The sequence below is a fragment of the Lysinibacillus sp. fls2-241-R2A-57 genome (genome assembly GCF_030209535.1).
Classification (GTDB): domain Bacteria; phylum Bacillota; class Bacilli; order Bacillales_A; family Planococcaceae; genus Lysinibacillus.
In genome coordinates this window covers 1-26,115 of the sequence record NZ_JARVRU010000097.1, presented here as the reverse complement: position 1 = coordinate 26,115, position 26,115 = coordinate 1, and the positions used below count along the sequence as shown (strand labels likewise).

General features: G+C 38.3%; 27 protein-coding genes. 23 read left to right on the top strand and 4 right to left on the bottom strand.

Translation table 11 applies throughout. The features are described 5' to 3' along the window. Positions 1 to 570: 570 nt before the first annotated feature. Positions 571 to 2,604: a YfaP family protein gene (locus QRN68_RS16390; protein WP_285397976.1), complete on the top strand. Its 2,034-nt coding sequence runs from the start codon at positions 571 to 573 to the stop codon at positions 2,602 to 2,604. 561 nt (positions 2,605 to 3,165) lie between these two features. Here QRN68_RS16390 and QRN68_RS16385 read toward each other — a convergent pair. Next, entirely contained in the window at positions 3,166 to 3,504 is a 339-nt protein-coding gene (locus QRN68_RS16385) for an NUDIX hydrolase (protein ID WP_285397975.1), read from the bottom strand. A 411-nt stretch (positions 3,505 to 3,915) separates the two neighbouring features. On the opposite strand from QRN68_RS16385, the gene QRN68_RS16380 reads away from it, so the two are divergent. Both QRN68_RS16380 and QRN68_RS16375 read left to right on the top strand, forming a co-directional pair. Then, positions 3,916 to 4,791 (top strand): helix-turn-helix domain-containing protein, encoded by an 876-nt coding sequence (locus QRN68_RS16380; RefSeq protein ID WP_285398001.1) that lies wholly within the window; start codon positions 3,916 to 3,918, stop codon positions 4,789 to 4,791. A 173-nt stretch (positions 4,792 to 4,964) separates the two neighbouring features. Further along, a complete protein-coding gene (locus tag QRN68_RS16375) occupies positions 4,965 to 5,273 on the top strand; it encodes a hypothetical protein (protein ID WP_285397974.1) in 309 nt (102 codons plus the stop codon). A 77-nt stretch (positions 5,274 to 5,350) separates the two neighbouring features. Here QRN68_RS16375 and QRN68_RS16370 read toward each other — a convergent pair whose 3' ends face one another. Further along, positions 5,351 to 6,256 (bottom strand): LysR family transcriptional regulator, encoded by a 906-nt coding sequence (locus QRN68_RS16370; RefSeq protein WP_285397973.1) that lies wholly within the window; start codon positions 6,254 to 6,256, stop codon positions 5,351 to 5,353. A gap of 471 nt (positions 6,257 to 6,727) precedes the next feature. Between QRN68_RS16370 and QRN68_RS16365 the strand changes: the two genes are divergently transcribed. The 5 genes from QRN68_RS16365 to QRN68_RS16345 all read left to right on the top strand — a co-directional run bounded on the left by QRN68_RS16365 (position 6,728) and on the right by QRN68_RS16345 (position 11,682). Then, positions 6,728 to 7,939, top strand: a complete 1,212-nt coding sequence (locus QRN68_RS16365) for an ABC transporter substrate-binding protein (RefSeq protein ID WP_285397972.1) — start codon at positions 6,728 to 6,730, stop codon at positions 7,937 to 7,939. A gap of 266 nt (positions 7,940 to 8,205) precedes the next feature. Further along, positions 8,206 to 9,087: a branched-chain amino acid ABC transporter permease gene (locus QRN68_RS16360; protein ID WP_285397971.1), complete on the top strand. Its 882-nt coding sequence runs from the start codon at positions 8,206 to 8,208 to the stop codon at positions 9,085 to 9,087. A 13-nt stretch (positions 9,088 to 9,100) separates the two neighbouring features. Next, the gene (locus tag QRN68_RS16355; protein WP_285397970.1) at positions 9,101 to 10,153 is read left to right on the top strand and encodes a branched-chain amino acid ABC transporter permease; all 1,053 of its coding nucleotides are present in this window, start codon (positions 9,101 to 9,103) and stop codon (positions 10,151 to 10,153) included. After that, positions 10,146 to 10,943, top strand: a complete 798-nt coding sequence (locus tag QRN68_RS16350) for an ABC transporter ATP-binding protein (protein ID WP_285397969.1) — start codon at positions 10,146 to 10,148, stop codon at positions 10,941 to 10,943. Before QRN68_RS16355 ends, QRN68_RS16350 begins: the two co-directional genes overlap by 8 nt. Beyond that, positions 10,936 to 11,682, top strand: coding sequence for an ABC transporter ATP-binding protein (locus tag QRN68_RS16345; protein ID WP_285397968.1), 747 nt, complete (start codon positions 10,936 to 10,938; stop codon positions 11,680 to 11,682). The genes QRN68_RS16350 and QRN68_RS16345 overlap by 8 nt, the downstream gene beginning before the upstream one ends. Positions 11,683 to 11,808: 126 nt before the next feature. Here the strand turns inward: QRN68_RS16345 and QRN68_RS16340 are convergent, their stop codons facing one another. Next, positions 11,809 to 12,243 carry a PaaI family thioesterase gene (locus QRN68_RS16340; protein WP_285397967.1) on the bottom strand — a complete coding sequence of 145 codons (435 nt, stop codon included), beginning with the start codon at positions 12,241 to 12,243 and terminating at the stop codon, positions 11,809 to 11,811. 445 nt (positions 12,244 to 12,688) lie between these two features. On the opposite strand from QRN68_RS16340, the gene QRN68_RS16335 reads away from it, so the two are divergent. From QRN68_RS16335 to paaX, 15 genes are all read left to right on the top strand, one after another. After that, a complete protein-coding gene (locus tag QRN68_RS16335) occupies positions 12,689 to 14,020 on the top strand; it encodes a phenylacetate--CoA ligase family protein (protein WP_285397966.1) in 1,332 nt (443 codons plus the stop codon). Continuing rightward, positions 14,017 to 15,033: an NAD(P)/FAD-dependent oxidoreductase gene (locus QRN68_RS16330; RefSeq protein ID WP_285397965.1), complete on the top strand. Its 1,017-nt coding sequence runs from the start codon at positions 14,017 to 14,019 to the stop codon at positions 15,031 to 15,033. Before QRN68_RS16335 ends, QRN68_RS16330 begins: the two co-directional genes overlap by 4 nt. A 29-nt stretch (positions 15,034 to 15,062) precedes the next feature. Further along, positions 15,063 to 15,302 carry a ferredoxin gene (locus tag QRN68_RS16325; RefSeq protein WP_285397964.1) on the top strand — a complete coding sequence of 80 codons (240 nt, stop codon included), beginning with the start codon at positions 15,063 to 15,065 and terminating at the stop codon, positions 15,300 to 15,302. Between the two features lie 71 nt (positions 15,303 to 15,373). Continuing rightward, positions 15,374 to 16,327, top strand: coding sequence for a 1,2-phenylacetyl-CoA epoxidase subunit PaaA (gene paaA / locus QRN68_RS16320; RefSeq protein WP_285397963.1), 954 nt, complete (start codon positions 15,374 to 15,376; stop codon positions 16,325 to 16,327). Between the two features lie 25 nt (positions 16,328 to 16,352). Next, positions 16,353 to 16,706: a 1,2-phenylacetyl-CoA epoxidase subunit PaaB gene (gene paaB / locus QRN68_RS16315; RefSeq protein ID WP_285397962.1), complete on the top strand. Its 354-nt coding sequence runs from the start codon at positions 16,353 to 16,355 to the stop codon at positions 16,704 to 16,706. After that, positions 16,699 to 17,499 (top strand): 1,2-phenylacetyl-CoA epoxidase subunit PaaC, encoded by an 801-nt coding sequence (gene paaC / locus QRN68_RS16310; RefSeq protein ID WP_285397961.1) that lies wholly within the window; start codon positions 16,699 to 16,701, stop codon positions 17,497 to 17,499. Before paaB ends, paaC begins: the two co-directional genes overlap by 8 nt. An 11-nt stretch (positions 17,500 to 17,510) precedes the next feature. Further along, positions 17,511 to 18,008 carry a 1,2-phenylacetyl-CoA epoxidase subunit PaaD gene (gene paaD, locus QRN68_RS16305; RefSeq protein WP_285397960.1) on the top strand — a complete coding sequence of 166 codons (498 nt, stop codon included), beginning with the start codon at positions 17,511 to 17,513 and terminating at the stop codon, positions 18,006 to 18,008. Positions 18,009 to 18,028: 20 nt separating this feature from the next. Further along, the gene (locus QRN68_RS16300) at positions 18,029 to 18,331 is read left to right on the top strand and encodes an EthD family reductase (RefSeq protein WP_285397959.1); all 303 of its coding nucleotides are present in this window, start codon (positions 18,029 to 18,031) and stop codon (positions 18,329 to 18,331) included. Next, positions 18,331 to 19,107, top strand: a complete 777-nt coding sequence (locus QRN68_RS16295; protein WP_285397958.1) for an enoyl-CoA hydratase/isomerase family protein — start codon at positions 18,331 to 18,333, stop codon at positions 19,105 to 19,107. Before QRN68_RS16300 ends, QRN68_RS16295 begins: the two co-directional genes overlap by 1 nt. A gap of 2 nt (positions 19,108 to 19,109) precedes the next feature. Beyond that, entirely contained in the window at positions 19,110 to 19,883 is a 774-nt protein-coding gene (locus QRN68_RS16290) for an enoyl-CoA hydratase-related protein (RefSeq protein WP_285397957.1), read from the top strand. A 17-nt stretch (positions 19,884 to 19,900) separates the two neighbouring features. After that, positions 19,901 to 21,409 carry an aldehyde dehydrogenase family protein gene (locus QRN68_RS16285; protein ID WP_285397956.1) on the top strand — a complete coding sequence of 503 codons (1,509 nt, stop codon included), beginning with the start codon at positions 19,901 to 19,903 and terminating at the stop codon, positions 21,407 to 21,409. 73 nt (positions 21,410 to 21,482) lie between these two features. Next, the gene (locus QRN68_RS16280; protein ID WP_285397955.1) at positions 21,483 to 22,355 is read left to right on the top strand and encodes a 3-hydroxyacyl-CoA dehydrogenase; all 873 of its coding nucleotides are present in this window, start codon (positions 21,483 to 21,485) and stop codon (positions 22,353 to 22,355) included. Next, entirely contained in the window at positions 22,348 to 23,550 is a 1,203-nt protein-coding gene (locus QRN68_RS16275) for a thiolase family protein (protein WP_285397954.1), read from the top strand. The genes QRN68_RS16280 and QRN68_RS16275 overlap by 8 nt, the downstream gene beginning before the upstream one ends. Before the next feature lie 347 nt (positions 23,551 to 23,897). Then, a complete protein-coding gene (locus QRN68_RS16270; protein ID WP_285397953.1) occupies positions 23,898 to 24,674 on the top strand; it encodes an enoyl-CoA hydratase-related protein in 777 nt (258 codons plus the stop codon). A 21-nt stretch (positions 24,675 to 24,695) separates the two neighbouring features. Beyond that, positions 24,696 to 25,520 carry a phenylacetic acid degradation operon negative regulatory protein PaaX gene (gene paaX, locus QRN68_RS16265; RefSeq protein WP_285397951.1) on the top strand — a complete coding sequence of 275 codons (825 nt, stop codon included), beginning with the start codon at positions 24,696 to 24,698 and terminating at the stop codon, positions 25,518 to 25,520. Between the two features lie 231 nt (positions 25,521 to 25,751). On the opposite strand, the gene QRN68_RS16260 is transcribed toward paaX, so the two are convergent. Beyond that, positions 25,752 to 25,874, bottom strand: coding sequence for a hypothetical protein (locus QRN68_RS16260; protein WP_285397949.1), 123 nt, complete (start codon positions 25,872 to 25,874; stop codon positions 25,752 to 25,754). Positions 25,875 to 26,115 lie beyond the last annotated feature (241 nt).

Sequence of the window (26,115 nt, the reverse complement as noted above, 5' to 3'; positions counted from 1 at the left end):
CGTAGCAAGGTAAAATAAAGTGGCATTTGACAAAAAGAAACCTTATTCATATAACCAAACATCGCTATGCTAGAAGACCAAAGGCAAAAAAATAATTATCAAATCAAATGCTTTGGATTTCACGTTTTGACTATTTGTTATATTTCGTTCATCATTTTCCTCAATTGTTGTTCCTTTGTCTTATGCATTTCAGCTATCAATTGAGTTATACCCTTACCTAATAGCGTGACTCCGCAAACTCCAATTCCTATTGATGTTGTTAAGAGATCACTGCCAAGGACCAAGACCTTGTCTGTTTATATATTCATAGAGTTTCTGATATATTAGTATAATAGAAAAAATTACATGTGGAGGAAATTTAAAGGTTCATCACCAAAAGCTGTGGATGACATTTTTTAAATATATGTGCTGTATATTAGTTGCTCTTCGTTCCGGCTGACGCGCTCAGTCGGTACGAAACAACCACACGTTATGGTGATGAGCCACTTTAGTGGATAATAGGTGTTAATGACATCAAGAGACACAAAAAAGTGATTTTGAAATTTTAATAGACGAAGGAGATGTTGAAAATTGAAAGAGAATAGTAACATAACAAACAATGTTTATAATAATGAGAATGATAGATATCCTGAATTTGAGAAAAATGTAAAAAGCTATTTTGATGAAGCGATTAGTAAGAAAAAATTATTTAAAACAAATGTTCAAGGTCTGTTTGATTTGTATTTAGATAATTTACCAGTAGAAGCTAGACAACATTATACTTGTAGCTCTTGTAGAAAGTTCATTGAGCGATTTGGTGGTCTTGTAACGATTGATGAAAATGGCATTATGGCATCAGCTATATGGAATGAGGATATAGCTCCTCCATTTTTTAAAGCTGCTGTTTTAGCAATGAAAGATGCGGTTTTAAACTCAAAAATTATTGGTGTATTTATTTCAAACTCACCGGCATTAGGGCAGCCTAGTACTGGGAAGTGGAATCATTTATCCGTTGTTGTTCCTGAAGAAATGGTGAACCATTCTAGATTACAAACTGCGGGGCAAGTGATGGCGGAAAAGCTAGAAGAATTCAAAATGCTAACAAATGCATTACTTGATTATACTTTCGAGACAGTTGAACAAGCAGTAGTTTTATTACAATCAGAAGCATTATACCGTTCAGATAGAGTATTAGGGATAGCAGAATGGTTTAAAACATTGCATGAAAAACGAATTAGTATAGGAAACAATAATCAGAAAATAAATATTGTTTGGTTAGCTGTTGCGACAGCTCCTGCTGGATTCTGTCATGTAAGAAGTTCTATGATCGGTACATTATTAGATGACATAGCTTCAGGTATGACAGTTGAATCGGTTGCACGTCGTTTTGCCGAGAAGATGAATCCAGCGAATTACATGCGCTCACAAGCTGCTCCAACGCAAAATGCTATTGTAGAAGCAGAAAAAATTGTTGAAAAATTAGGAATCGCCAATTCTTTACGAAGAAGATATGCCACGTTTGAAGAGATTCCATCATTTTTGTGGGAAAATCAATCTGAGCAAAAAGTTGTTGAACAAAAGAAAGGCATTTTTGCAAATATTATTCCTAAAGTAAAAACTGCATCTCCATTATCTCTTCCTAGCACAGTGATGACGTGGGAAAAATTCCAACGAACAATACTACCAACTGCTGAAAATATGGAAGTATTGATCGATAATCCTAGTCGTTTTATGGCATTAGTTACTGCGTCCGATGAAACTGCGCCAAATATTTTACAATGGAACAATACATTTAGTTGGTATTACCACGGAGGAATAGATGGCGAAATTAAAAGGAGAGTAGAAAGTGCTGGCGGAAGATATGAGAATAATGAAATACGGGCTTCATTAATATGGGAAGGTTATACCGACTTAGATCTACATTGCGTAACACCAAAAGGGGAACACATCTACTATGGAGATAAAAGTGATAAATTTGGTGGATTTTTAGATATTGATATGAATGGTGGCCATCATAGAAATCCATCCCCTGTAGAAAATATTAGGTGGAGTGAAAATGCTCCGGGTGGACATTATAGATTTTATGTTCATAATTATTGTGAAAGAGGAAATGGAAGCACGCCGTTCAAAGTTGAATTAGAAGTAAACGGGAAAACATACTCATTTATCGGTGTAGCTGGTGGGGTAGGTTATGTAACGGATGTATTTGAATTTGATTATGTCAAAGGGAGTCAGCCGAATATTAGTAGTCAGTCATACGCTAGTGATGATTCATGGAGTGTTCAAGTAAATAATTTTGTGAAAGTAAATGGGATTACAACTTCGCCAAATTTATGGGGTGAAGAGCCGTTCTCTCATTCCGGAAGTCATATTTTCTTTCTATTGGAAGGTGTAAAGGACACATCGGAAGGAAAAGGTAGAGGATTCTTTAATGAAACGCTTAAAGCTGACTTAAGACAAATTAGAAAAACGCTAGAAGCCTATACTGCTAGTTCACCAATTGAAGGTGCCGATCATGCAACAGCTTGTGGTGTGGGATATTCGAAAGATCAAGAATGGAATCTAACGCTTAAAGTAACAACAAATAATTCTACAAGAGTCATTAAGATTGATAGATGGGATTAAAAGTGGGAAGTAAGTAAAAAAAGCTCCCAGTCAAAAATTTCGACTGGGAGCTTTCTTTTGGATTTTCATTGGCAAATTCATCATTAAAGATCACGCTTGTCCAACCGGTAACCTTCTTTCTAACACCGCGTACGTAACCAAAAAACAAGACGCACTTTATAAGGAGAACTGTTTTTAATGTTTATTGCGATGAATTTGCTTCTGTAAAATTCTAAGTCCTACAAATAATATGATTGCTCCAAAAAGTTTATAAAGAATATTCCTTGCAAAAAAGGTCTCACTTGTGATGCTCATCAACAAACTTCCAAAAAGAATAATAATAACACCGAGAAAGCCTATTAAATACCTCATGAGCCAGCCTCCTAACTGAATCAAAAAGGATACATGTTAATGAATTGCTAATCTTTAGGGCAAGAAAGTTTGCTCCTTAAAGCTTCTTGTATGATTAATTGTGAAATCTCATGGTCATTGATGACATAAGATACTTCTTCGGGTTCAACCCAAATGCGTGAAATCGTTTCATGTTCTCGAAGAAAAGGGAGGCACTTTTGAATATCCATCCTATAGATATCCTATTAGGGGGTACTTACCATCAGCATTAAATAAAGGATTCTCTTCGTGACTGACTTCAATTGCTCCAATATAATTGATAGGACCCTTTACATAACCTTCTTCAAATGTCTCTCTATGCAATGCATCTTCAGGTGTTTCTCCTTTCTCTATATGACCTCCAGGTAAGTTAAAACCTCTACCACTTACATGGACCAGCAAAACATTCCCTTTAAAAAAACAAACGCCATGTACACTTGTTACTTTGCTGTAATTGTCTATTTTCTTTTGTGGGAGCCAAGTTAGTTTAACATGATGCCCGCTCCAGTTCGCATAAACTTGATTGTTCATATGCTTCTTTCCTTTGGGTTTATTTGAAAATCATTATATTTCCATTTTAGTTAATTGTACGATGCATGTATATATAAATTGTTTATTATCAAAAGTTGTGGATGACATTTGTTAAAACGTATGCTATATAGGTCGATTGAAGCGGCTCATCGGGTGCCCCCAGGAAGCTTTGCTCTGTGCGAAAGCGTAGCGACAGCGGCAAATGTTTTCTGTAGCGAAAGCAAAGCGTCAGCTACAATTGTTTTATCTGTGCGAAAGCGAAGTGCTAACGTAGCGTCAGCAACAAAGCTCACAAGTCGGAACGGAAATCAACCACACGTTTTGGTGATGGTCCAAAATATCGCAAAAAAGATCAAAAATCGTGAATTTTTATTCGGTATGATTATTAATGAAGGGGGAGGTGAAATACAGTTGAAATATGAATGGGTTATTCAAAAAACAATAGAATGGATTGAATCTCATTTACATGAGCAAATATCCGCTAATGACATTGACGAGGTTACAGGATTTTCAAAGTATCATTTTCACAGGATTTTTCAATCTTCTGTTGGTATGTCTGTCTCAGAATATATTCGAATGAGGAGACTTGCAAATGCGGCAAGTACACTTCTACATACTGAGGAAAGAATTATTGATATCGCATTCTATTATCAATTTGAGTCACAAGAAACCTTTACACGTGCATTCAAAAAATTGTACTGTTTGCCACCAGGGCAATACAGAAAAGTAATGAAAACTATGAGAAGAAATAAGGAGGAATTAATAATGGAAGAGAAAATTAAAGGCTGGTTTATTAGTGGTAGTCACCCTTATAATTACGAAATAGGAATAGATCAGAAAAATGTACATCAAGGAAAAGCATCGGGATATTTAAAATCAAAAACTGTTCACGCTCCAGATGAATTTGCAACAATGATGCAACAATTCAAGGCTGATGAATTTAGAGGTATGAGAATTAAACTCTCTGGCTTTATTAAAACTAATAATGTAAAACAATTCACTGGACTGTGGATGCGAGTTGATAGTGCATCGGAGGATATGCTGCAATTCGATAATATGAGTGATAGGCCAATCTTAGGTACAAATAGTTGGAATCAATATTCTATCGTTCTTGATGTACCAGCAAACAGTGCAATAATATCGTTCGGTATTTTACTAACAGGAAAAGGGGAAGTTTGGCTGGATGGACTTAGTATTGAAGTAGTTGATAACGATACCCCTACAACCCATATTACTTTTGAGAACCATCTTTTAGAAGGGCCGACAAATTTATCTTTTGAAGAATAAAATTTTGAGAATAATTCTTGTTAACCTAAAATATAATCGGGATACACATGAAAAATACAAAATGAGTCACATCTAACTAGGTGTGGCTTTTTCTTATGCATCTAATAGCTAAGAGTGGATGAAACGGAGCTATTCAATTGTCATCAACTTTACATAACTAAAGAGGTGGTACTATGCAAATAACAGATGGTTCATGGACATTTGATACAGAAGTGATCGATGAGGCCGCAAAAAAAATGGAAAGAGATGAGCAGGAGCGAGAAATGTTAAATGCTTTTGCTCGCTATGCTTATCGTCGCTACAAACAGATTAGAAATACGGTAAACCCTCGGAAGTGTAAATATATGTTGGTCGATCAAGTACATGAACAATTAAAATCACCAGCAAAATTACAAAAAGTTAGTAAACTATTTAATATGACAGATGAAGAGGTGCAGTACATTGTAGAGTTTGTAAAAAAGTATTTGAAGTATGTAAAATAAACAAAAAGCTCCCGGTTAAAATTCAACCGGGAGTACCATTTTAAATTTTCGAAGCCAATGCATCATCACTCTGGATATTAAACTTTTTGGCTCTGGCGGATTGTTTTATGAGTTTCTTCCTTAAATAATTTTAAAAAATTCATTGCGTGCTTTGCTAAATAGCGATCCTTTGGCCAAATAATGTTCGCTTTGGATTGGATATTACAATTAGCAAATTTAATGATTTTAATACCTTTAATTGAAAATTTATCGAGACTCGTTTTCGGTAAAATAGTTATCCCCAATCCTTCACTTATTAAGGAAATAACCATCGCTATATCAATGCACTCACAAATAATATTAGGTTCAAAACCGTGACTTTTAAATTCATCGATTATAATGCGAAACGTACTACAACTACGATGACGATAAAAAGAAAGAAACGGTAAATCTTTTAAGTCTTCCATTTGAATGGGGTTCGGTAAATTCCATTGTGCGGGTGTGGCAAGTACAAATTCCTTTAATTCTAGCCCGATCGAAGAGAAATTTTCATCTTCAATTGGTTGTTGCAGAATAGCTAAATCAATTTCTTTACTTAAAAGACTTTTCGTTAAGAAAAATGTATCTCCTTCAATAATTTTGAAGTTTAATTTAGGGTATCTCTCACGCATCAACCTAATTTTTTCAGGTAAGTAAGCTAAGCAAGTTTGATCTGCGCCAATTGATAATACCCCCTTTAACCCTTCTCCAACTTCTTTTATTTCCGAAATCGTATCTTCGAAATTAGCTAATAATGTTTTGCCTTTTTCATATAAAATCTTTCCTGGTTCAGTAAGCTCTAATGTTCTACCATTCCGATCTAATAGTTTGCAGTTTAATTCTTCCTCCATAACTTTCAATTGATTGCTAAGTGGTGGTTGTGCCATATGGAGTTTTTTTGCAGCTTTCGTAATTTGTTTTTCTTCAACGATTGTAATGAAGTAATTTAATTGTCTTAAATCCATCCTTTTTCACCCCTATACTTAAAATCCGCTTGTTTATGCAATTAGTATACTTATTCTGTATAATAACACTTTTTCGAGTACTTTCGTTAAATTTGTAAGATATTTCTGATTTTTTAAATAAATAATTTTAAGAAACCTAGTAATAGCAAGGGTTTTGTAGATTGTTAAATTACATATTTTTCATGGAATATATATAACAATTAAAATACGGATATACCAAAAATGTATATATAACAATTTATAATATATATTTTTAGTATTTATCATTTATTAATATACATGCTATTCTTTTGATTAACTAAAATCACGAATATCTACTTTAGGTATCGTTTAGTCTGTAATTATCTGTTTTTATCTTAATTGTTTGGTTGTTTTTGAAACGTTTTTAATCCAAGGGGCTATACATACCGTCATTTTAAAAGGGGATGCGGTTTTTATAGGTATAAAATTAATGAAGGGGTGTAGTGTTTTATGAAAAAGACTGTATTATCTCTTTTCCTATTAATGGGTGCATTATTGATGGTGGCCTGTAGTTCATCATCTGATTCGGGGAAAGGTGATGCATCATCCGCAAGTTCAGGTACAGAAACATCATCTGATTCAATCAAAATGGCTGGAATCTTTTCAGCGTCTGGTGGGGCGGCCGCTCTAGGTGAATCGGAGATGCAAACGCTTAAAATGTTAGTCGATCAAAAAAATGCGGATGGAGGCATTAACGGTCGGAAAATCGACTTAGTAACATACGATGATAAATCTGACCAAAATGAAGCAATTCTTGCGATGAAAAAAGCGTTAACACAAGACAAGGTTTCGATCGTTATCGGAGGGACAACAAGTGGTAACTCATTAGCGATGTTACCTTTGGCAGAGCAAAATCAGGTGCCTTACATTTCAGTTGCTGCCAGTAAACAAATTTATATGACTGAAGATGGACAAGCGCGAAAATGGGTATTCAAAATGCCGCAAGACGATCAACAAGCGGTGGAGCGGATTTTACAATATTTAAAAGATAATAACTTAACGAAAGTTGCCTGGTTAAACGTTGCGAATTCTTATGGAACTGGTGGTCATGAAGAATTTGTTAAACATGCGGCAGATTACGGTGTGGAATCAGTTATTGAAGATGAATTCGAAGCGACAGTTAAAGATGCAAAACCACTGTTAACTCGTGTGAAAAAAGAAAATCCAGATGCCATTATTGTTTGGGGAACAGTGCAAGAGTCAGCTGTAGTGATTAAAAATATTCGTGAACTAGCGCTAGATATACCAGTTCTTGCAAGTCACGGAGTTGCAACGGACCAATTTATCGAAGTTGCAGGAGATGCTGCGAACGATGTGGTTTTGCCAACTGGGAAATTATTAGTGGCTGATAAATTAGAAGATTCAAATCCACAAAAAGAATTATTAAAAGCGTATAACGAAGCTTTCACAGCAAAATACAATAAACCAGCGAGTACATTCGGTGCATATGCAGCAGATGCTTTCGCGATTGCGACAAAAGCCATTGAAGCAAAAGGTAGTGATAGCGCTGCACTCCGTGATTACATTGAACAAGAGCTAGGTGAATATGTAGGTCTTACAGGTGTATTTAACATTACTGCAGATAATCATATGGGACTGAGCCCAGATAGTTTTGCGATGGTACGAATTGTTGACGGTAAGTGGACTTTAGAAGACAAGTAAGAATAACAGATCAGGCGTGTTTATTAGGGAAAATAGGTTTATTTTTTAGAGACAAAAGGATTTTTTTGTTTTTATTTTTCTAATATATCCCTATTTTTACTGATTATAGAGGAAATCAGAGTCTTCAAATTAATTAGAAGAGATAAAAATGGTTAATCAACACACCTATAAAAATAATACAAATCCAATGAACAGTGGTGTCTCTCCATCACTGTTCATTCATTATCAGCTTAGTAACCTCGAAATGAAATGGAGTGAATGACATTATGGAAACATTTTCTCAAATATTGCAATTATTATTTTCTGGTTTAACAATAGGAGCCATTTACGCATTGATTGCGGTTGGATTCGTCATTATTTATAACGTGACAGGCATACTTAACTTTGCACAAGGTGAATTTGCTATGTTTGGTGCTTTAATTAGTATTTCACTTGTAAAGGCAAATCTTCCATTATGGTTAGCCGTTATATTAAGTATCGTCATTGTGGCGGCAATTGGTGCTGTATTTGAACGAACAGCCATTCACACAGCTCGTAAATCATCCATGACAACATTAATTATCATAACAATTGGCGTATCGATTGCCTTTCGAGGGATTGCGATTTTAATTTGGGGAACACAAGCCCAAACATTACCGCCGTTTACGGATAATACACCGATTGAATTTTTAGAAGCCGTATTACTTCCGCAAAATCTATGGGCGATTGGCCTTTCGATCGTTATTTTAATCGTTATGCTGTACTTCTTTAACTATACGTTTACAGGGAAGTCATTAACAGCTTGTGTTGTAAATCCATTTGCTGCACGTTTAATGGGAATCAATCCAAATAAAATGTCCTTGCTTGCTGTTGTTGTAAGTGCTGGGTTAGGGGCTCTAGCAGGTACCGTTATCGCACCTATTTCCGGTGCATCCTACGATATGGGGATGATGCTTGGTATAAAAGCGTTTGTAGCAGCAGTTGTTGGTGGTTTAACAAATGCCCCAGCGGCCATTGCGGGGGCTTTTCTAATTGGAATTATCGAAGCATTTACAGAGGGATTATGGTCTTCAGGTTTAAAAGATGTAGTGAGCTTCTCTTTATTGCTGTTAATTTTATTTATAAAACCAGAAGGCCTATTTGCTAAAGCTTCTGGGAAACGTGTGTAAGGAGGTTGCAACGATGACTAAAAAAAGCTTAAAGCTGATCTACAATAACAGCTTAGTTGGACCAGGTATTTTTTTCGCACTACTATTTTGTCTTCCGCTAGTTGGATCTAATTATACACTCGCTATTTTTACGATGATTGGGTTTTATGCATTAGTATGTATAGGTTTAACGATGCTAACAGGCTACGCTGGACAAATTTCATTAGGACATGCAGCTTTTTATGGAATTGGTGCCTACACATCTGCTTATATGACAGCTACATTAGGTTTATCTCCATGGTTAGCGATCTTAGTAGGTGCACTTATTTCTGCACTTGTTGCTTTATTAATCGGCATTCCTACATTTAAGTTAAAAGGTTATTATTTAGCGTTAGCAACATTAGGGTTTGGCATTATTGTGTATACAGCATTTAAAGAATTATCATCGATTACAGGAGGCTCGAATGGCTTCTTCGGTATACCGAGTATCAGTTTATTTGGCTTTGAATTCATGACAGATCAAAGCTACTTCTATCTTATTTGGTTTTTTGTTTTTATGGCTCTTATTTTCTCGCGGAATATTATTCACTCAAGAATTGGGCGTGGCTTACGTTCGATTGAGGGTAGTGAGATTGCAGCGGATGCTGTTGGTGTAAATTTAATGAAATATAAACTACAAATCTTTGTTACAAGTGCTATTTTCACATCCATTTCCGGCTCGCTATTAGCACACTATGTAACATTTATTAATCCGGATTTATTTACAGCGAATACGTCCATTTATTTTTTAATAATGGTTATTATCGGTGGCTCCAATAGTATTTGGGGTGCCATCGTCGGTTCAGCTACGTATGTTCTGCTTGGTGAACTATTAAAACATTATGTGCCAATCATCTTACCTAACGTTGGAGGGGAATTTGAAATTGTCTTCTTCGGTGTATTGCTAGTGCTAACATTAATTTATATGCCGAATGGATTAGTCCCTCAATTTATAAAAATCGCTGGAAAACGTCACAAGAAAGAACGCTCTGCACCAATCGCGTTCTCCATCGATACACGAGCTACTGGAGGTAAAACAAATGACTAACAAAGAGCTGATCTTAAGTGTAGAAAACTTAACGAAAGTGTTCGGCGGGGTAGTTGCTGTAGACAATGTTTCCTTCGCAATTAATAAAGGTGAAATATTCGCTGTGATCGGTCCTAACGGTGCAGGTAAAACAACACTTTTCAATATGATAACGGGGGTATTGCCAAGTTCATCAGGGAATGTCTACTTCCAAGGCAAGCGGCTAACACGAAAAAAGCCTTATCAAATTGCACAGGCAGGTATAACAAGAACATTTCAGAACTTAGAAGTATTCGATAATATGACGGTTGTCGAGAATGTAATGACCGGTGCACATATTACGATGAAAACAAATATTTTAACGGCTGGACTACGTTTACCGACTGTCGTTAAAGAAGAGGTACGGACAATGGAAAGAGCGCTGCAATGTTTAAAGGATGTAGGAATTGCCGATTTTGCCTATGAAATGTCCGATAAATTACCTTATGGCAGTCAGCGACTTCTGGAAATTGCGCGTGCAGCCATTTCCAAACCTCAACTCATTTTACTAGATGAACCAATGGCGGGTTTAAACGCTGAGGAATCAAGACAATTAGTCGAAGTCATTTTAAAAATGCGCGCAGAGGGAATGACTTTTTTATTCGTCGAACATGATATGGAAACGGTTATGTCTATTTCAGATCGCTTAGTTGTTGTTGATAACGGGGTCAAGATTGGAGAAGGTACACCGGAAGAGATTTACAAAAATCCAAAGGTTGTGGCGGCATACTTGGGCGATGATGAAGCGGAAGAAGGTGTGGCATATGCTTAAAATCGAAAATTTACATACCTATCATGGGCATTTACACGTTCTTGAAGGTATTGATTTCGAACTATTAGAAGGGGAGTTACTATCAATTGTCGGATCAAATGGTGCTGGGAAAAGCACGCTCCTCGGTACATTAGCAGGTGTCTATTCAGCGAGTGAAGGAAAAATTGAATACAAAGGATTAGATATTACGAAAGATGGTGTACAAAAGACAGTTGCCAATGGGATTTGTTTAGTGCCGGAGCGAAGACAAATTTTTTCTTCATTATCGGTTAAGGACAATCTGATGCTCGGTGCTTATCATCGCTATAGTAGAGATAAGAAAACGGTGCACCGAGACTATGAGGACATTGTGGAATTATTTCCGCGCTTAAAGCAAATGCTTAGTCGTCCAGGTGGTTTACTTTCAGGGGGCGAACAGCAAATGGTGGCGATAGGACGAGGTTTAATGGCCAATCCGAAAGTTTTGATGCTTGATGAACCATCATTAGGACTTGCTCCTTTAATTGTCAAAGACATTATGACTATTTTACGTAAATTATGCGATGAACGAGGTGTCACGATCATTTTGGTCGAGCAGAACGTCAAAGCTGCATTGAAGGTGGCTGACCGTGCCTGCGTTTTAGCGCATGGTAAGATGGCCATTTCAGGTACTGCACAAGAGTTGTTGAATGATCCGAAAATCCAAGAAGCATACTTCGGTAAAGCACAGACAAAACCGAAAGATGGAATCCACGTATAAAATAGCTTCGTCAAAGATTCCTCCTAGTTACAAGAAGTGTATCCTGTAACTAGTGAGGGATTTTCGCGTGTCAAAAAAAGATGTGAGAAACCTATTTAAAGCTTAAAAGGCCTCTCACATCTTGTATTATTGGATGAAATTATCATTTTTACGATAAACCATTGCTTCCATTGTTGCACATAATTCATCGCTGCTCCAAACATGAATACGATACCAGGCTAAACGACGAGTTTTTTTAACTTCTTCTGCGACAGCTGTTAGTGGATGTTCTGCCAAGCCTGCGTTCATGTAATGTATGGTATTCGTTACGCCGACAGCGGTTTTACCGTAAGAATTACTAGCTGCTGCAAAAGCGTAGTCAGCTAATGAAAAAATGATCCCTCCATGTACAGTACCGTGTGTGTTTAAGATATGGGATGTTGGAGAAAGTGTGACTTTTGCAAAGCCTGCTTTTAATTCAACTAATTCCATTCCTAAGTAATTTGCGTATGGCTCCTTTTTTAAAGCTTCAAAAATATCGTCATAATATTTTTCGTGTTGTTGAGCTTCTGTTAACGTCATCGTAAACTCCCCTTTGCTTTTAAAAAAATTTAGTTTTCCATTCGTCTGTTTGTAATTTACGTTATAAATTGTTCATACAAAAATAAAACGAATGAGTAAAAAGTGAAATATAAAACAAATTTAACATTGATCATTTGGAAAGTAAATGTAATAACTTAGTTTTGTTGAATTATTTTGAATTTTCGATTGTTTTTTGTGATTATAGTTGATTTAACAGGGTTTTTATAAAATACCATTTGTAATTCGATGTAAATGTTAACTAAGATAAAACATTCGAAAGCGATTTAATTAACAACTATAAATAGAAAAAATAAAATATATTGACAATTCGGATAAATAAGTTTATCGTAAAATTAATTACGGAATACAAACTCTCGTAATTTATTTGTTACATCATTTGATTTCGTTGTGACGAATTGTAATAGCATAAGGGGGGGCTAGGAAAATGTATCATCTAGAAATAGAAACAGCTTCAAGGGGAGAAATGGAAAGGATTCAACTAGAGCGTTTAAAAGCAACAGTTGAAAATGTCTATCACAACACACCATTCTATAAGGAGCAATTTGATCAGCTTGGGGTTAAGCCAGCTGATATTCAAAGTTTAGAAGATATTCGCAAATTGCCATTTACGAAAAAAATAAATTTACGTGAGCAATATCCATTTAAGCTTTTTGCCGTACCGATGGATGATGTAGTGCGCATTCATGGTTCTTCGGGAACTAGTGGAAAACCAACAATTGTCGGTTATACAAAAAATGATATCGATATGTGGTCGGGACTGTTAGCTCGAGCTATTGTTACCGCAGGGGGACGCAAATCAGATATTTTTCATAATGCATATGGATACGGTCTATTTACTGGAGGGATAGGTTTACACTACGGAGCTGAAACATTAGGAGCGGCCGTTGTGCCAGTCTCGGGAGGAAATACAGAACGTCAAATTACATTAATTGAAGATTTTAAACCACGGGGCATCGCAGGTACACCTTCTTATATTCTAAACATCGCTGAAAAGATGGAGGAAATGGGCATTGATCCAGCGACGAACGGGATTGAATATGGAATTTTTGGTGCAGAGCCTTGGTCCGAGGAAATGCGTCGTGCCATTGAGGATAAATTGAAAATTCGTGCCATGGATATTTACGGTTTAAGTGAAGTGATGGGTCCTGGTGTTTCAATTGAATGCTATGAAGCACAAGATGGTTTACATATTGCAGAAGACCATTTCTTCGTTGAAATTATCGATCCGGATACGTTAGAACCTGTAGCTGATGGGGAAGATGGAGAATTGGTTATCACAAGTTTAACGAAGGAAGCGTTACCAATTATTCGTTATCGTACGGGTGATATTACATCCATTACACGTGAAAAATGTAAATGTGGACGTACAACAATGCGAATGGCACGTGTGAAGGGGCGAACAGATGACATGTTAATTATTCGTGGTGTCAATGTCTTCCCATCTGAAATCGAGCGTGAGTTGTTACAAATTGAAGGTTTGGCACCACATTATCAAATTCATTTGTTGAAAAAGGGCAATATGGATGCGATTGAACTACATGTTGAGTTAACGCCAAGATTATGTGAAAAAGTAGGAGGCGACCTAAGTCATCCGCTTATTCAATTACTGACAAAGGAAATCAAGCACGATTTGAAAAATGCCTGCTTAATTTCCGTTAGTCTGGTCATTGAAAATATTGGTTCTATTCCTCGCTCTGAAGGAAAAGCCATTCGTGTCATTGATAGAAGAAAGGAACAAAAGGAGGTTCTTCAATGATTGATGCTGAGCAAATAAAAGATGTGACAATTATTGGCGGAGGGCCAGTTGGTATGTTTGCCGCCTTCTATGGTGGTATGCGAGGCATGAGCGTCAAAATTATCGAAAGCCTTCCTCAATTGGGTGGCCAACTTGCTGCACTTTATCCAGAAAAATATATTTATGATATTGCAGGTTTTCCGAAAATTCGCGCACAAGATCTCATCTTTAATTTAAAAGAACAAATGAATACGTTTCCAGTGGATGTTTGTACGAATGAATCTGTACAAACAATCGAAAAAGATGAAAACGGTATTTTCAAGCTTGAATCGACTACGGGTACTCATTATTCACGTACAATACTGATCACTGCCGGAAACGGTGCGTTTAAAGTTCGTACGCTTGACTTTGATGGGGAAGAAAAGTATGCGCAACGTAATTTACATTACTTCATTAATGACCTTAATGCTTTTAAAGATCGGAACGTGATGGTTTTTGGTGGCGGTGATTCAGCAGTCGATTGGGCAATGATGCTAGAACCAATTGCTAAAAAGGTCTCTATTGTCCATAGACGTGATAAATTCCGTGCACATGAACATAGTGTAGAAAACTTAATGCAATCATCTGTTGAGGTGATCACTCCATATATTCCTGAAGAACTTATAGGGGAAGAGCGTATTACACATGTTAAATTAAAGCATGCAAAAGACGACACACAGCAACCAATCTATGGAGTCGATGATATTATCGTAAACTTTGGTTTTGTTTCTTCTTTAGGTGCCATTAAAGATTGGGGCTTAGACATTAACAAAAACTCCATCGTCGTTAATTCACGTATGGAAACGAACATTCCAGGTATTTATGCGGCTGGAGACATTTGCACATATGATGGGAAAGTAAAGTTAATTGTTAGTGGTTTCGGAGAAGCACCTACTGCTATTAGTAACGCGAAAGTATATATTGACCCAACATCTAAAGTGCAACCGTTGCATAGTACGAGTGTAATGGAGGAAAAAAAGAAACAACTTACTTAATGCTATAGGTTTGGGAAAGGAATGAGTATATGGTGAAATTCACTAGAGTAGATCAAGATACATGTATTGCTTGTGGCGCATGTGGCGCATCGGCTCCGGATATTTTTGACTATAATGACGAAGGAATCGCGTATGTTATTTTAGACAATAACCAAGGTTGTAAAGAAGTTCCGATAGATTTATATGATGATTTAGAGGATGCAATGGAAGGCTGTCCAACGGAATCAATTAAAGTAGCAATCAATACTAAGGTCTTGTTGGAAGTGTGATTTTTTTTGTTCTTCAACATAACATAATAATAACGAATATCGAAATTCGGTTATATAAGGAGGTTTTTACTATGAGTGTCGTATCACAAGTATCTGAACAAGAATTACAGGCGCAATTTGAGGCGCGGATTGCCGCTGGAGAGAAGATTGAAGTAGATGATTGGATGCCGGAAGAATACCGCTTGGCACTAATCAAATTAATTTCAATGCATGGTATTAGTGAAATAATGGGGGCTCTTCCTGAGAAAGAATGGGTTCCGAAAGCGCCGACTTTATATCGAAAGCTAGGGATTATGGCGAAGGTTCAAGATGAGATGGGGCATGGTCAATTATTATTACGTGTAGCAGAGGATTTGCTTAAACCATATGGGAAAGATCGCGGCGATATAATGATTGATTTATTCGAAGGACGTCTTAAGTTCCACAACGTATTCCATATGGAAACAAAATCATGGGGGGATGCAGGTTTAATTGGCTGGCTTGTAGACGGTTCAGCCATTATTTCACAAACCAACATGTTAGGTTCCTCTTACGGACCTTATGCGCGTGCCCTTCAACGTATTTGTGCAGAAGAAGTATTCCATGCACAACACGGTGAAGCCATTATTATGGCATTGGCAGAAGGTACACCAGAACAGCGTGCACTTGTACAAGATGCGGTAAATCGTTGGTGGGAATCACTATTATTTTTCTTTGGCCCAGCATCAAAAGACACAACAGGTACTAGTAAACAAGATCTCACTATTAAATATAAAATTCGTGTCTTAACGAATGAGGAGCTACGCCAAAGTTTCTTAACAAAATATGTACCTCGTATTCAATCGATCGGTTTAACTGTGCCAGACCCAACTTTGCACTTTGATGAAGCGCAAAATAAATGGATTTACCAAGAACCTAACTGGGAATATTTCAAAAAAATCCAGCGCAACGAAGGTCCATGTTCACAAGAACGCTTAGCGCTTCGTCGTTCATCTTACGAAAACAACGCTTGGGTACGGGAAGCATTAACGGCTCTAGTAAATTAACTCTTTAGAGAGAGGAGGATCACCCTTGGAAAAGCAATCTTTCTATCAAGAATTTGAAGTATTTAGTAAACGAACAGCAACAGCAAATTTTCAACATCAGTTTAGCCTTTTAGCGCCGAATGGAGAAATGGCGCTCGTTATGGCACAGGAAAACTTTATGCGTCGGGAGCCAGTAGTAGACATTTGGGTCGTCAATCGCAAACATTTACACGGTCTAACTCAAGACAGTAAACAAGCGCTGCAACGCCTAGACAATAAAGATTACCGTACAACAAAAGGCTATGGCTATTTAAAGAAAAAATGGCGCCACTATGAACAGGTTATGTTGGATGAAAAAGAAATCCTATCTTGGGCAGGAGGAGGGGAGAAAAATGAATAACGAAGGAACACCTGACTATAAAAAAGCGGTCATTACGCTTCTTTATCAATTAGCGGATGATGATTACTTATTTTCATATCGTGGCTCCGAGTGGCTTGGGCTGGCGCCACATATTGAGGAAGACGTAGCATTCTCTTCCATTACACAAGATACGATGGGGCATGCGAAATTATATTACACACTATTAGAGGAGCTTGGCGAAGGCACTTCAGACGCATTATCGCAGCTTCGCCCTAAAGAGGAACGTTGTAATAGTCTGCTTGTTGAACGCCCGAATGGGGAAGGTTACTACAAGGAAGCACCGAATTACGACTGGGGCTACGCAATTGCACGCAATTTTGTCTATACAACGGCGAAAAAAGCGAAGATAGATGCACTAAAGGCAAGTAGCTATGCCCCAATCCGAGAAGTGGCTATGAAAATTAGTACGGAGCTTTATTATCATCAAATGCATTGGACAACATGGTTTACGCAATTATGTACAGCAACAGAGGAATCACGTTCACGCATGATAGCAGCATTACAGGAAGTAATGAAAGATGCTGGTGATTTATTATCATTTGGCCAATCAGTTACGGACATAACAGCATGTGAATTAATTGAGTCAGAAGCGGCCATAAAAGAACGTTGGTTGGCTATTGTAACACCAACTTTTGAAGCGGTAGAAATCCCTATTCCTGAACTCCCAGCACCGATTATTAATGGTCGCAACGGTCAACATACAGACGATTTAACATCGGCAATCGAAACGATGTCAGAGGTGTATCGTTCTGATTTGGCGGCAAGCTGGTAAGGAGGGTAACGATGACAACTACTGATCTGCACGAAGCGCACATCTATGAGGTGTTGGGTACAGTGAAAGATCCAGAAATTGATACGGTGAGTATTATTGACCTTGGCATGGTTGAACGTGTGCATGTGGATGATGGACATATCCGTATTGAAGTACTACCAACATTTTCAGGATGTCCTGCACTGACAATTATTCAACAAAATATTAAAAAAGCAGTTGAACAACTAGAAGCCGTTCGTGAGGTAAGTGTTGTGTTTATAAATAATCCTACCTGGACTTCAGATCGTGTAACAGCGAAGGGGCGAGAAGGACTAAAGCAATTTGGTATTGCACCACCACCTCGTTTTTTACAAGAAGATGGCTCTTGGCATGTCGATTGCCCGTATTGTGGCTCTACGTATGTCACGCTTGAAAATATTTTTGGTCCAACAGCGTGCCGCAGTATTTTATATTGCAAAAGCTGTAAAAATCCATTTGAGGCAATGAAACTAATTTCTACTTCGATGTAGACAAAGGAGCGTATTTTACTATGGCAAAATTAATCGCGTTATATAAACACCCTGTTGATAAAGCAGCATTTGATGAGCATTACGAAAAGGTTCATACTCCGATTACTGCGAAAATCCCAGGCTTACGTGAAATGAAAGTGACAAAATTTAATTCAACTCCAATGGGCACAGAAACGCCATACTACTTAATGTGTGAAATGACCTATGATAGCGCAGAAGATTTAAAACATGGGCTACGTTCACCAGAAGGGAAAGCATCTGGTAAAGATTTAATGAGCTTTGCAAGCGATATCGTCACATTAATCATCGGTGAAGATGCGTAATGACAGCATTCACCTTTATTGAAATAACGATGGACAGTGGGATCGGGTATATCTACTTAAACCGCCCTCGCCAATACAATTCATTAAATCGTGCAATGGTACGTGAAATTGTGCAGGCGATGGAAATGTTTGATCGTGACGAACACGTACAGGTCATCGTTTTAGCTGGAAATGGAAAAGCATTCTCATCCGGTGCAGATATTGATGAAATGGCGGCAGACAATACAATCCGTTTAGAGCTATTAAATCAATTCGCTGATTGGGATCGTATTGGGCAAATTAAAAAGCCAATTATCGGTAGCGTTAAAGGGTTCGTATTCGGAGGTGGCTTTGAATTAGCCCTGTGCTGTGATGTATTAATTGCTGCAGAGGGTACAGAGTTTAGTTTCCCTGAAATAAACCTTGGTGTAATGCCTGGTGCAGGTGGTACACAGCGCTTAACAAAACTAGTAGGGCGAACAAAAGCATTAGAGTGGATTTGGAGTGCGGCTCGAATTACTGCCGATGAAGCGCTCGCATATGGCATCATCAACAAAATTGTACAGCCAGAAATATTAATAGAAGAAACACATAAAACAGCGATGATGCTCGCGCAAAAACCTGCCCTCGCTTTACGACTCATAAAGGAAGCGGTCAACAAAGCTGTAGACTACTCGCTCTATGAAGGGATGCAATTTGAACGGAAAAATTTCTATGTATTATTCTCTTCGGAAGATCAAAAAGAAGGCATGCAAGCATTCGTTGAAAAACGTCAACCGAACTTTAAGGGGAGATAGTTATGTTTGAAACTATTCAATACGAACTAAAAGAATCTGTAGCTTATATTTCATTAAATCGTCCCGACACATTAAATGCTTTCACGGCACAGATGAATCACGAAATTCGTACGGCCGTCAAACAGGCTTCTATAGATGATGCGGTACGTTGTATTGTACTACGCGGTGAAGGACGTGCATTTTGTTCGGGTCAGGATCTTTCAGTAATTGATGAAGATACTAAACTTGGTGATATTTTAACAGATTATTATGGTCCGATGGTACAACAACTTCATAGCTGTGAAAAACCGATTATCGCAGCTGTGCATGGTGCAGCGGCAGGGGCAGGCTTTAGTTTAGCCCTTGCTGCCGACTTTCGAGTGATGGCGGAAAAGTCCTTTTTTATGAACGCCTTCATCCATGTAGGGTTAATTCCAGATTCGGGGAATTTATACTACTTAAAACGATTAGTTGGTGACGCTAAAGCGCTTGAAATTTCTGTACTCGGTCAACGGATTAAACCAGATGAAGCCAAACAATTAGGGTTAACAACAGCTGTCTATAGCAATGAAACATTTGAAGAGGATGTGCATGCATTCGCACAACAGATTGTCCAGTTACCGACTAAAGCAATAGCTCTTATTAAACGTAATATCAAGGCAGCGGAACACTTAAAGTTCGAGGACTTCCTTGCATACGAAGCGCAAAGTCAAAGTATTGCTGGAGCGACAGACGATCACCAAGAAGGTATGAAAGCATTTGCAGAAAAAAGACAACCACAATTTAGCGGACAATAAAAAAGGAGTGAATAATAATGGCACAACAAGTACAAGAGCAAGTTTCAGTAAAACGTGATTTTTATCATTTAATTATTAATGGTGAAAAAGTGGAGAGTGGTAATGGTGGGACATTCCAAACAATTAATCCTGCGACGGGTGAAGTCGTAGCGACTGTCGCAAAAGCTTCACAGGAAGATGCAGAACGTGCGGTGCAAGCAGCTCGCGAAGCATTTGATTTCGGAAAATGGAAGCAATACCCTGTCAATCGTCGTGCACAAGTACTCCATAAAATTGCTGCTATTATGCGTTCTCGCTTTAATGAAATTGTAGAGCTAGAAATGCTTGATACAGGAAAATCACTTGGCACAGCACATGGTCAAGTAAATCAAGCGATAGAAGATTTCGAATTTTATGCAGGTGCGATTGTTGGTCATCGCGGAGCAGTAAATAATATGCCAGGTCAATTCCATAATTACACGGAAAAAGAGCCAGTTGGAGTATGTGCACAAATTGTCCCTTGGAATTACCCACTGATGATGGCTGCTTGGAAGATTGCTCCAGCTATAGCCGTTGGATGCTCTGTTATTGTGAAACCAGCTTCTTTAACCCCTTTAACAGCGATCGTGTTAGGTGAAATTTGCTTAGAAGCAGGTGTACCGGCAGGGGTTGTCAACATCATTCCTGGTTCAGGGAAGGATGTAGGGAATTACTTAGTTGAACATCAGCAAGTCGATAAAGTAGCTTTCACAGGTTCAACACCAGTCGGCAAAGGAATAATGGAAAAAGCTTCTCAAACATTAAAACGCGTTACATTAGAGCTAGGTGGGAAATCACCAAATCTAGTATTCGAAGATGCAGATATCGATGCGGCAGTAGATGGCTCACTATACGGCATTTTCTATAACTCAGGGCAATCCTGTGAAGCACGTTCACGCTTATACGTACACAAAGACATTTACGATGAGTTTTTAGAGAAATTTGTCGCGAAAGCAAAAGCCATTAAACTAGGTGATCCATTCGATAAAGGGACTCATATGGGGGCAATTATCGACCAAGACCAATTAGATACGATCGATGGCTATGTGAAATCTGCCATTGAAGAGGGTGCAACTATTTTAACAGGTGGCAAAGTGGCAGCTGTAGAGGGCTTTGAAAATGGATTCTGGTATGAGCCAACTATTATTGCTGACGTAAATCAATCCATGAAAGTTGTGCGTGAAGAAATATTTGGTCCAGTAGTGATTGTGATGCCATTTAGCGATGAAAAAGAAGCTATTCGACTGGCGAATGATTCAGAGTTTGGTTTAGGCTCAGCGGTTTGGTCAAAAGACGGTGCGCGTGCTACTCGTGTAGCCAATCAAATTCAAGCCGGAATCGTTATGGTCAATTGTCCATTCTCTGCAATGCCAGGTACTCCATTTGGTGGGTATAAGCAATCTGGTTTCGGACGTGAACTATGCATCGAAACGTTAGACTTATATACAGAAACAAAAAGTATCATTTCATATTATGGTAGCCGCCCACTAAATCCACTAGGCGTCTAACGACAACAAAAACCATATGCGATGAGATCAACGCTCTTCGTATATGGTTTTCACAATAAGGAGGTTGCTTAAATTGAAAAAAGTTATTGTCATCGGATCAGGGGTTATGGGACGTGGAATTGCCTACGTATGTGCAGTCAGTGGCTTTGAAACAGCTATTATAGATATTAATGAACAGGCGTTACAAAATGCTCAAAATGAAATTATCTCCATTTTCGAAAAATCTGTTGTACGCGGAAAATTAACGGCGCAACAAGTACATGAAGCAATGTTACGTCTAACTTACGTGACAGACTTAGCGACTGTCGCCAATAAAACAGACTTAATCATTGAAGCGGTACCCGAAAAAAGGGACATAAAACGAGCCGTCTTTGAGCAGATGGAACAGTTTGCATCCCCTCACTGTTTATTTGCAACAAATACTTCAACAATGAGCCCAACAGAAATTGCTTCCTATGCAAAACGACCTGAACAAACAATCGCGATGCACTTCTTTAATCCCGTCCATAAAATGGAGCTTGTTGAGATTATTAGAGGCTTGGAAACAAGTGATGAGACAGTTCAAACCATTTGCGAAATTGCTAAACAAATGGGCAAACAAACGGTTGTCATTAATGAGTTTCCGGGTTTTATTACAAGTCGTATTAGTGCGCTCGTCGGTAATGAAGCCTTTTACATGTTACAAGAGGGCTTAGGTAGACCAGAAGACATCGATAAAGCTATTAAACTCGGCTTGAATTATCCTATGGGACCATTCGAATTGGTCGATTTAGTCGGTCTTGATGCACGTCTAAATAATTTACGATATTTACATGAAAAACTCGGTGAAAAATACCGCCCAGCACCACTGCTCGAACAATATGTACAAGCTGGACGTTTAGGGCGAAAGAGTGGGAAAGGTGTTTATGACTATAATGAGCAAAAAGAGGTGGTAAAAAATGACTGATGTCGTTATTGTAGATGCTGTACGTACACCGATTGGACGTTATAAAGGTGCATTAAAAACTGTTCGCCCGGATGATTTAGCTGCCGTTGTCATTAAGGCACTTATAGAACGTAACCCAAAAGTGCCAGCTGAACAAATTGAGGATGTTATTTTCGGAAATGCCAACCAAGCAGGAGAAGATAATAGAAATGTCGCCCGGATGGCTGCTTTACTTGCTGAGCTACCAATTGAGGTAGGGGGTACAACCATTAACCGACTTTGTGGTTCAGGAATGGATGCTATACATTTTGCAGCTCGTGCAATTAAGAGTGGTGAAGGGGATATGTTTATCGCAGGTGGTACAGAAAGTATGACACGTGCACCATTTGTCATGGGGAAACCAGAAGTTGATTATCCAAGAGGCGATCAAAAGATGTTTGATACAACAATTGGCTGGCGTTTTACGAACCCTAAATTGCAAAGCATATACGGAGCAGATACAATGCCCCAAACTGCTGAGAACGTAGCAAAGCGTTTTCATATTAGCCGTGAGGAACAAGATGCATTTGCCTTTGAAAGCCAACAACGTGCGAAAAAAGCGATTGCCACAAACCGTTTCGCAGAAGAAATCGTACCTGTTTACGTGAAAGATAAAAAAGGAAATGAAATCATCGTAGATACAGATGAACATCCACGCCCAGATACAACATTAGAAGCACTTGCCAAGCTACGACCTATTTTTGAAAACGGGACTGTGACAGCCGGTAATGCATCTGGCGTGAACGATGGTGCCTCAGCACTATTACTAATGAGTGCAGAAAAAGCAAAAGAGTTAGGTATAACACCATTAGCACGATATGTAACAGGTGCTGTCGCAGGATTGGAGCCTGCTGTTATGGGTTTAGGTCCTATCTATTCTTCAAGAAAAGCATTACAACGAGCTGGTCTAACAACAAATGACATCGGTTTATATGAAATAAATGAAGCATTTGCTTCCCAAGCATTAGAATCTATGAAGCAACTTGAACTAAATCCAGAGAAAGTTAATGTCAATGGAGGCGCTATCGCATTTGGTCATCCACTTGGTGCAAGCGGTGCCCGAATAGTGACAACATTACTTTACGAGATGAAAAAACAAAACGTACAATATGGCCTTGCTTCCATGTGTATTGGCGTTGGGCAAGGGATTGCAACGATTATTGAAAATATCGAATGATAATTAAAAAGAAAATGGCCAAGGGAATTATTGTGATTATTGTGGCGCTTTATATGAGGGTGATTTCCGTGATAGACTACTCATCTTAATCGAACGTAATAGACTTATAATAGTGACGCGGTTGTAAATCTGTTGTTGCTACCACTACGCTTTCGCACAGGCCCAGACGCCCCTAGAAAGGCGCAAGGCCGGAACGGTAATCACCCCTCGTTTTGCACCGAAGTCATACTTTTTTTAATAGGACACCTTAATTTCATTGACATAAAAGTTTTTCAAACAATATGAAACGGCGCAATCGATGTGCCGTTTTTTTCTGAAATAGACAAATGAAAAAGGAGAGTTTGCAAATGAAAAGTATTTCATTTAGAATAGAAAATTATATTGCTTATGTAACAATAAATCGTCCAGAGGTGTTAAATTGTTTCAACTATGATACGTTGTCGCAACTGCAACAAGTAGTGGACGAATTACATATAGATGAGAATGTCCGCGTAGTAATTTTTACAGGTGCAGGCGATAAGGCATTTAGTGCAGGTGCAGATTTAAAAGAACGAAAAACATTAACGACACAAGAAGTACGTAGAAACGTGCGAGCAATTCGAGACGTGTTTAACAGTATAGCGAATTTACCACAACCAACTATAGCGGCAGTCAATGGGCATGCACTAGGGGGTGGATTTGAATGGTTACTAGCATGTGATTTTGCGATTGCAGTGAACGAGGCACTACTCGGACTAACAGAAACAAGTTGGGCAATAATTCCAGGTGCAGGTGGTACACAACGATTACCACGGTTGATCGGCGAAATGAAAGCGAAGGAAATGATTTTAACAGCTGCGAAAATTACAGCTTCTGAGGCAGCGTCATTAGGCATCGTGTTAAAAACAGTAACCCGTGAGTCGTTGTTAATAGAATGCGAATCACTCGCGATGCGGATGATGCAAAATGGGCCTGTAGCTGTTAGGAAAGCAAAATATGCCATTACACAAGGGATGAATACCGATATTCAAACGGGTCTTGCCATTGAATCCAAGGCATATGAGCTAGTCATTCCGACAGAAGATCGTCTTGAAGCATTACAGGCATTTAGTGAGAAACGCCAACCTGCATTTCAAGGAAAATGAGTAAGAAAGTAGGGGGAGAGAATGGGCGCTAATACACAGTCGATGATTTTTACGCTCTATGGCGATTATATTATGCATTACGGTTCAAAAATTTGGATTGGTAGTTTGATTCGTCTATTAAAAGAATTTGGTCACACAGAGCAAAATGTACGCGTTTCTGTATCTAGAATGGTCAAACAAGGATGGCTGCAATCAGAAAAACGAGGGAATCGTAGTTATTATTTTTTAACAAAACGCGGTGAAAAGCGGATGCAAGAAGCGGCCAATCGTATTTTCAAATTAAAACCGACGAAGTGGGATGGAAAATGGCGACTTTTAATGTACTCCATTCCAGAGGATAAGCGCCAAATTCGGGATGAATTACGAAAAGAGCTTTTATGGAGTGGTTTTGGCTCCTTTTCGAATGGCTGTTGGATATCTCCCAATAATTTAGAAGAAGAGGTTAAACTACTCATTCAAAAATATGATGTTGCTAATTATGTAGACTTTTTTACAGCTGAATATATAGGCCCTCATGATCATGAAACGCTGATTGAAAAAAGCTGGTCGTTGGCTGAGATTGAAGCACGTTATGAGAAGTTTATGGATCAATATAGTAAGCAATATATTATCCATCAAAGTGCAATCTCAAGAAAAGAAATGTCGGATGCGGAATGTTTTGTAGAGCGTACAAATCTTGTTCATGAATATCGTAAATTCTTATTTATCGATCCAGGACTGCCACAAGAATTATTACCGCCTATGTGGAGTGGAAATCATGCTGCGCTATTATTCCAAGAATATTATAAATTACTTGAAGGTCCATCATACCGTTTCTTTGAAGAAATATTTCATGCAGATAATTAAAAAGCGAAAAAAGAGCTTGTCCATATTTTATTTATGGATAAGCTTTTTGTTGTTGAAAAACTATTGTGTCAGTGAAATTAAGGTCATATTAAAGTATGGCTCTTCGGCAACAAGAGGGGGTGATTTCCTTTATGGTTGGGCGTTTTGTTGCTGACGCTTTGCTTTCGCGCAGATAAAACATTTGTTGTTGCTGACGCTACGCTTTCGCACAGAAAACATTTGTAGCTGTCGCTACGCTTTCGCTACAGAAAAAATTTGCTGACGCTTCGCTTTCGCACAGAGCAAAGCTTCCTGGGGCGTCCGATGAGCCGCTGTGCTTCGCTCCAGAGTCTCATCTGTGAGGCTGATCCTCAAGGAGTCGCCCAGCCTCCACTACAATCAACCACTTCACAAGGCATGTATCTTCTGGTGCAAGTCACTCTAATTAAAGTAATAAAAGGAATTTTTAGTGAATATATGCGACAGCAATATTCGAAAACATAGTGGCAATAACAACAGATGTATAATCGCGTCACTATTATAAGTCTATATTGTTCAATTATGGCTCTTCACCATAACGTGTGGTTGATTTCTTTGATAGAAAGAGCTTGTTTTT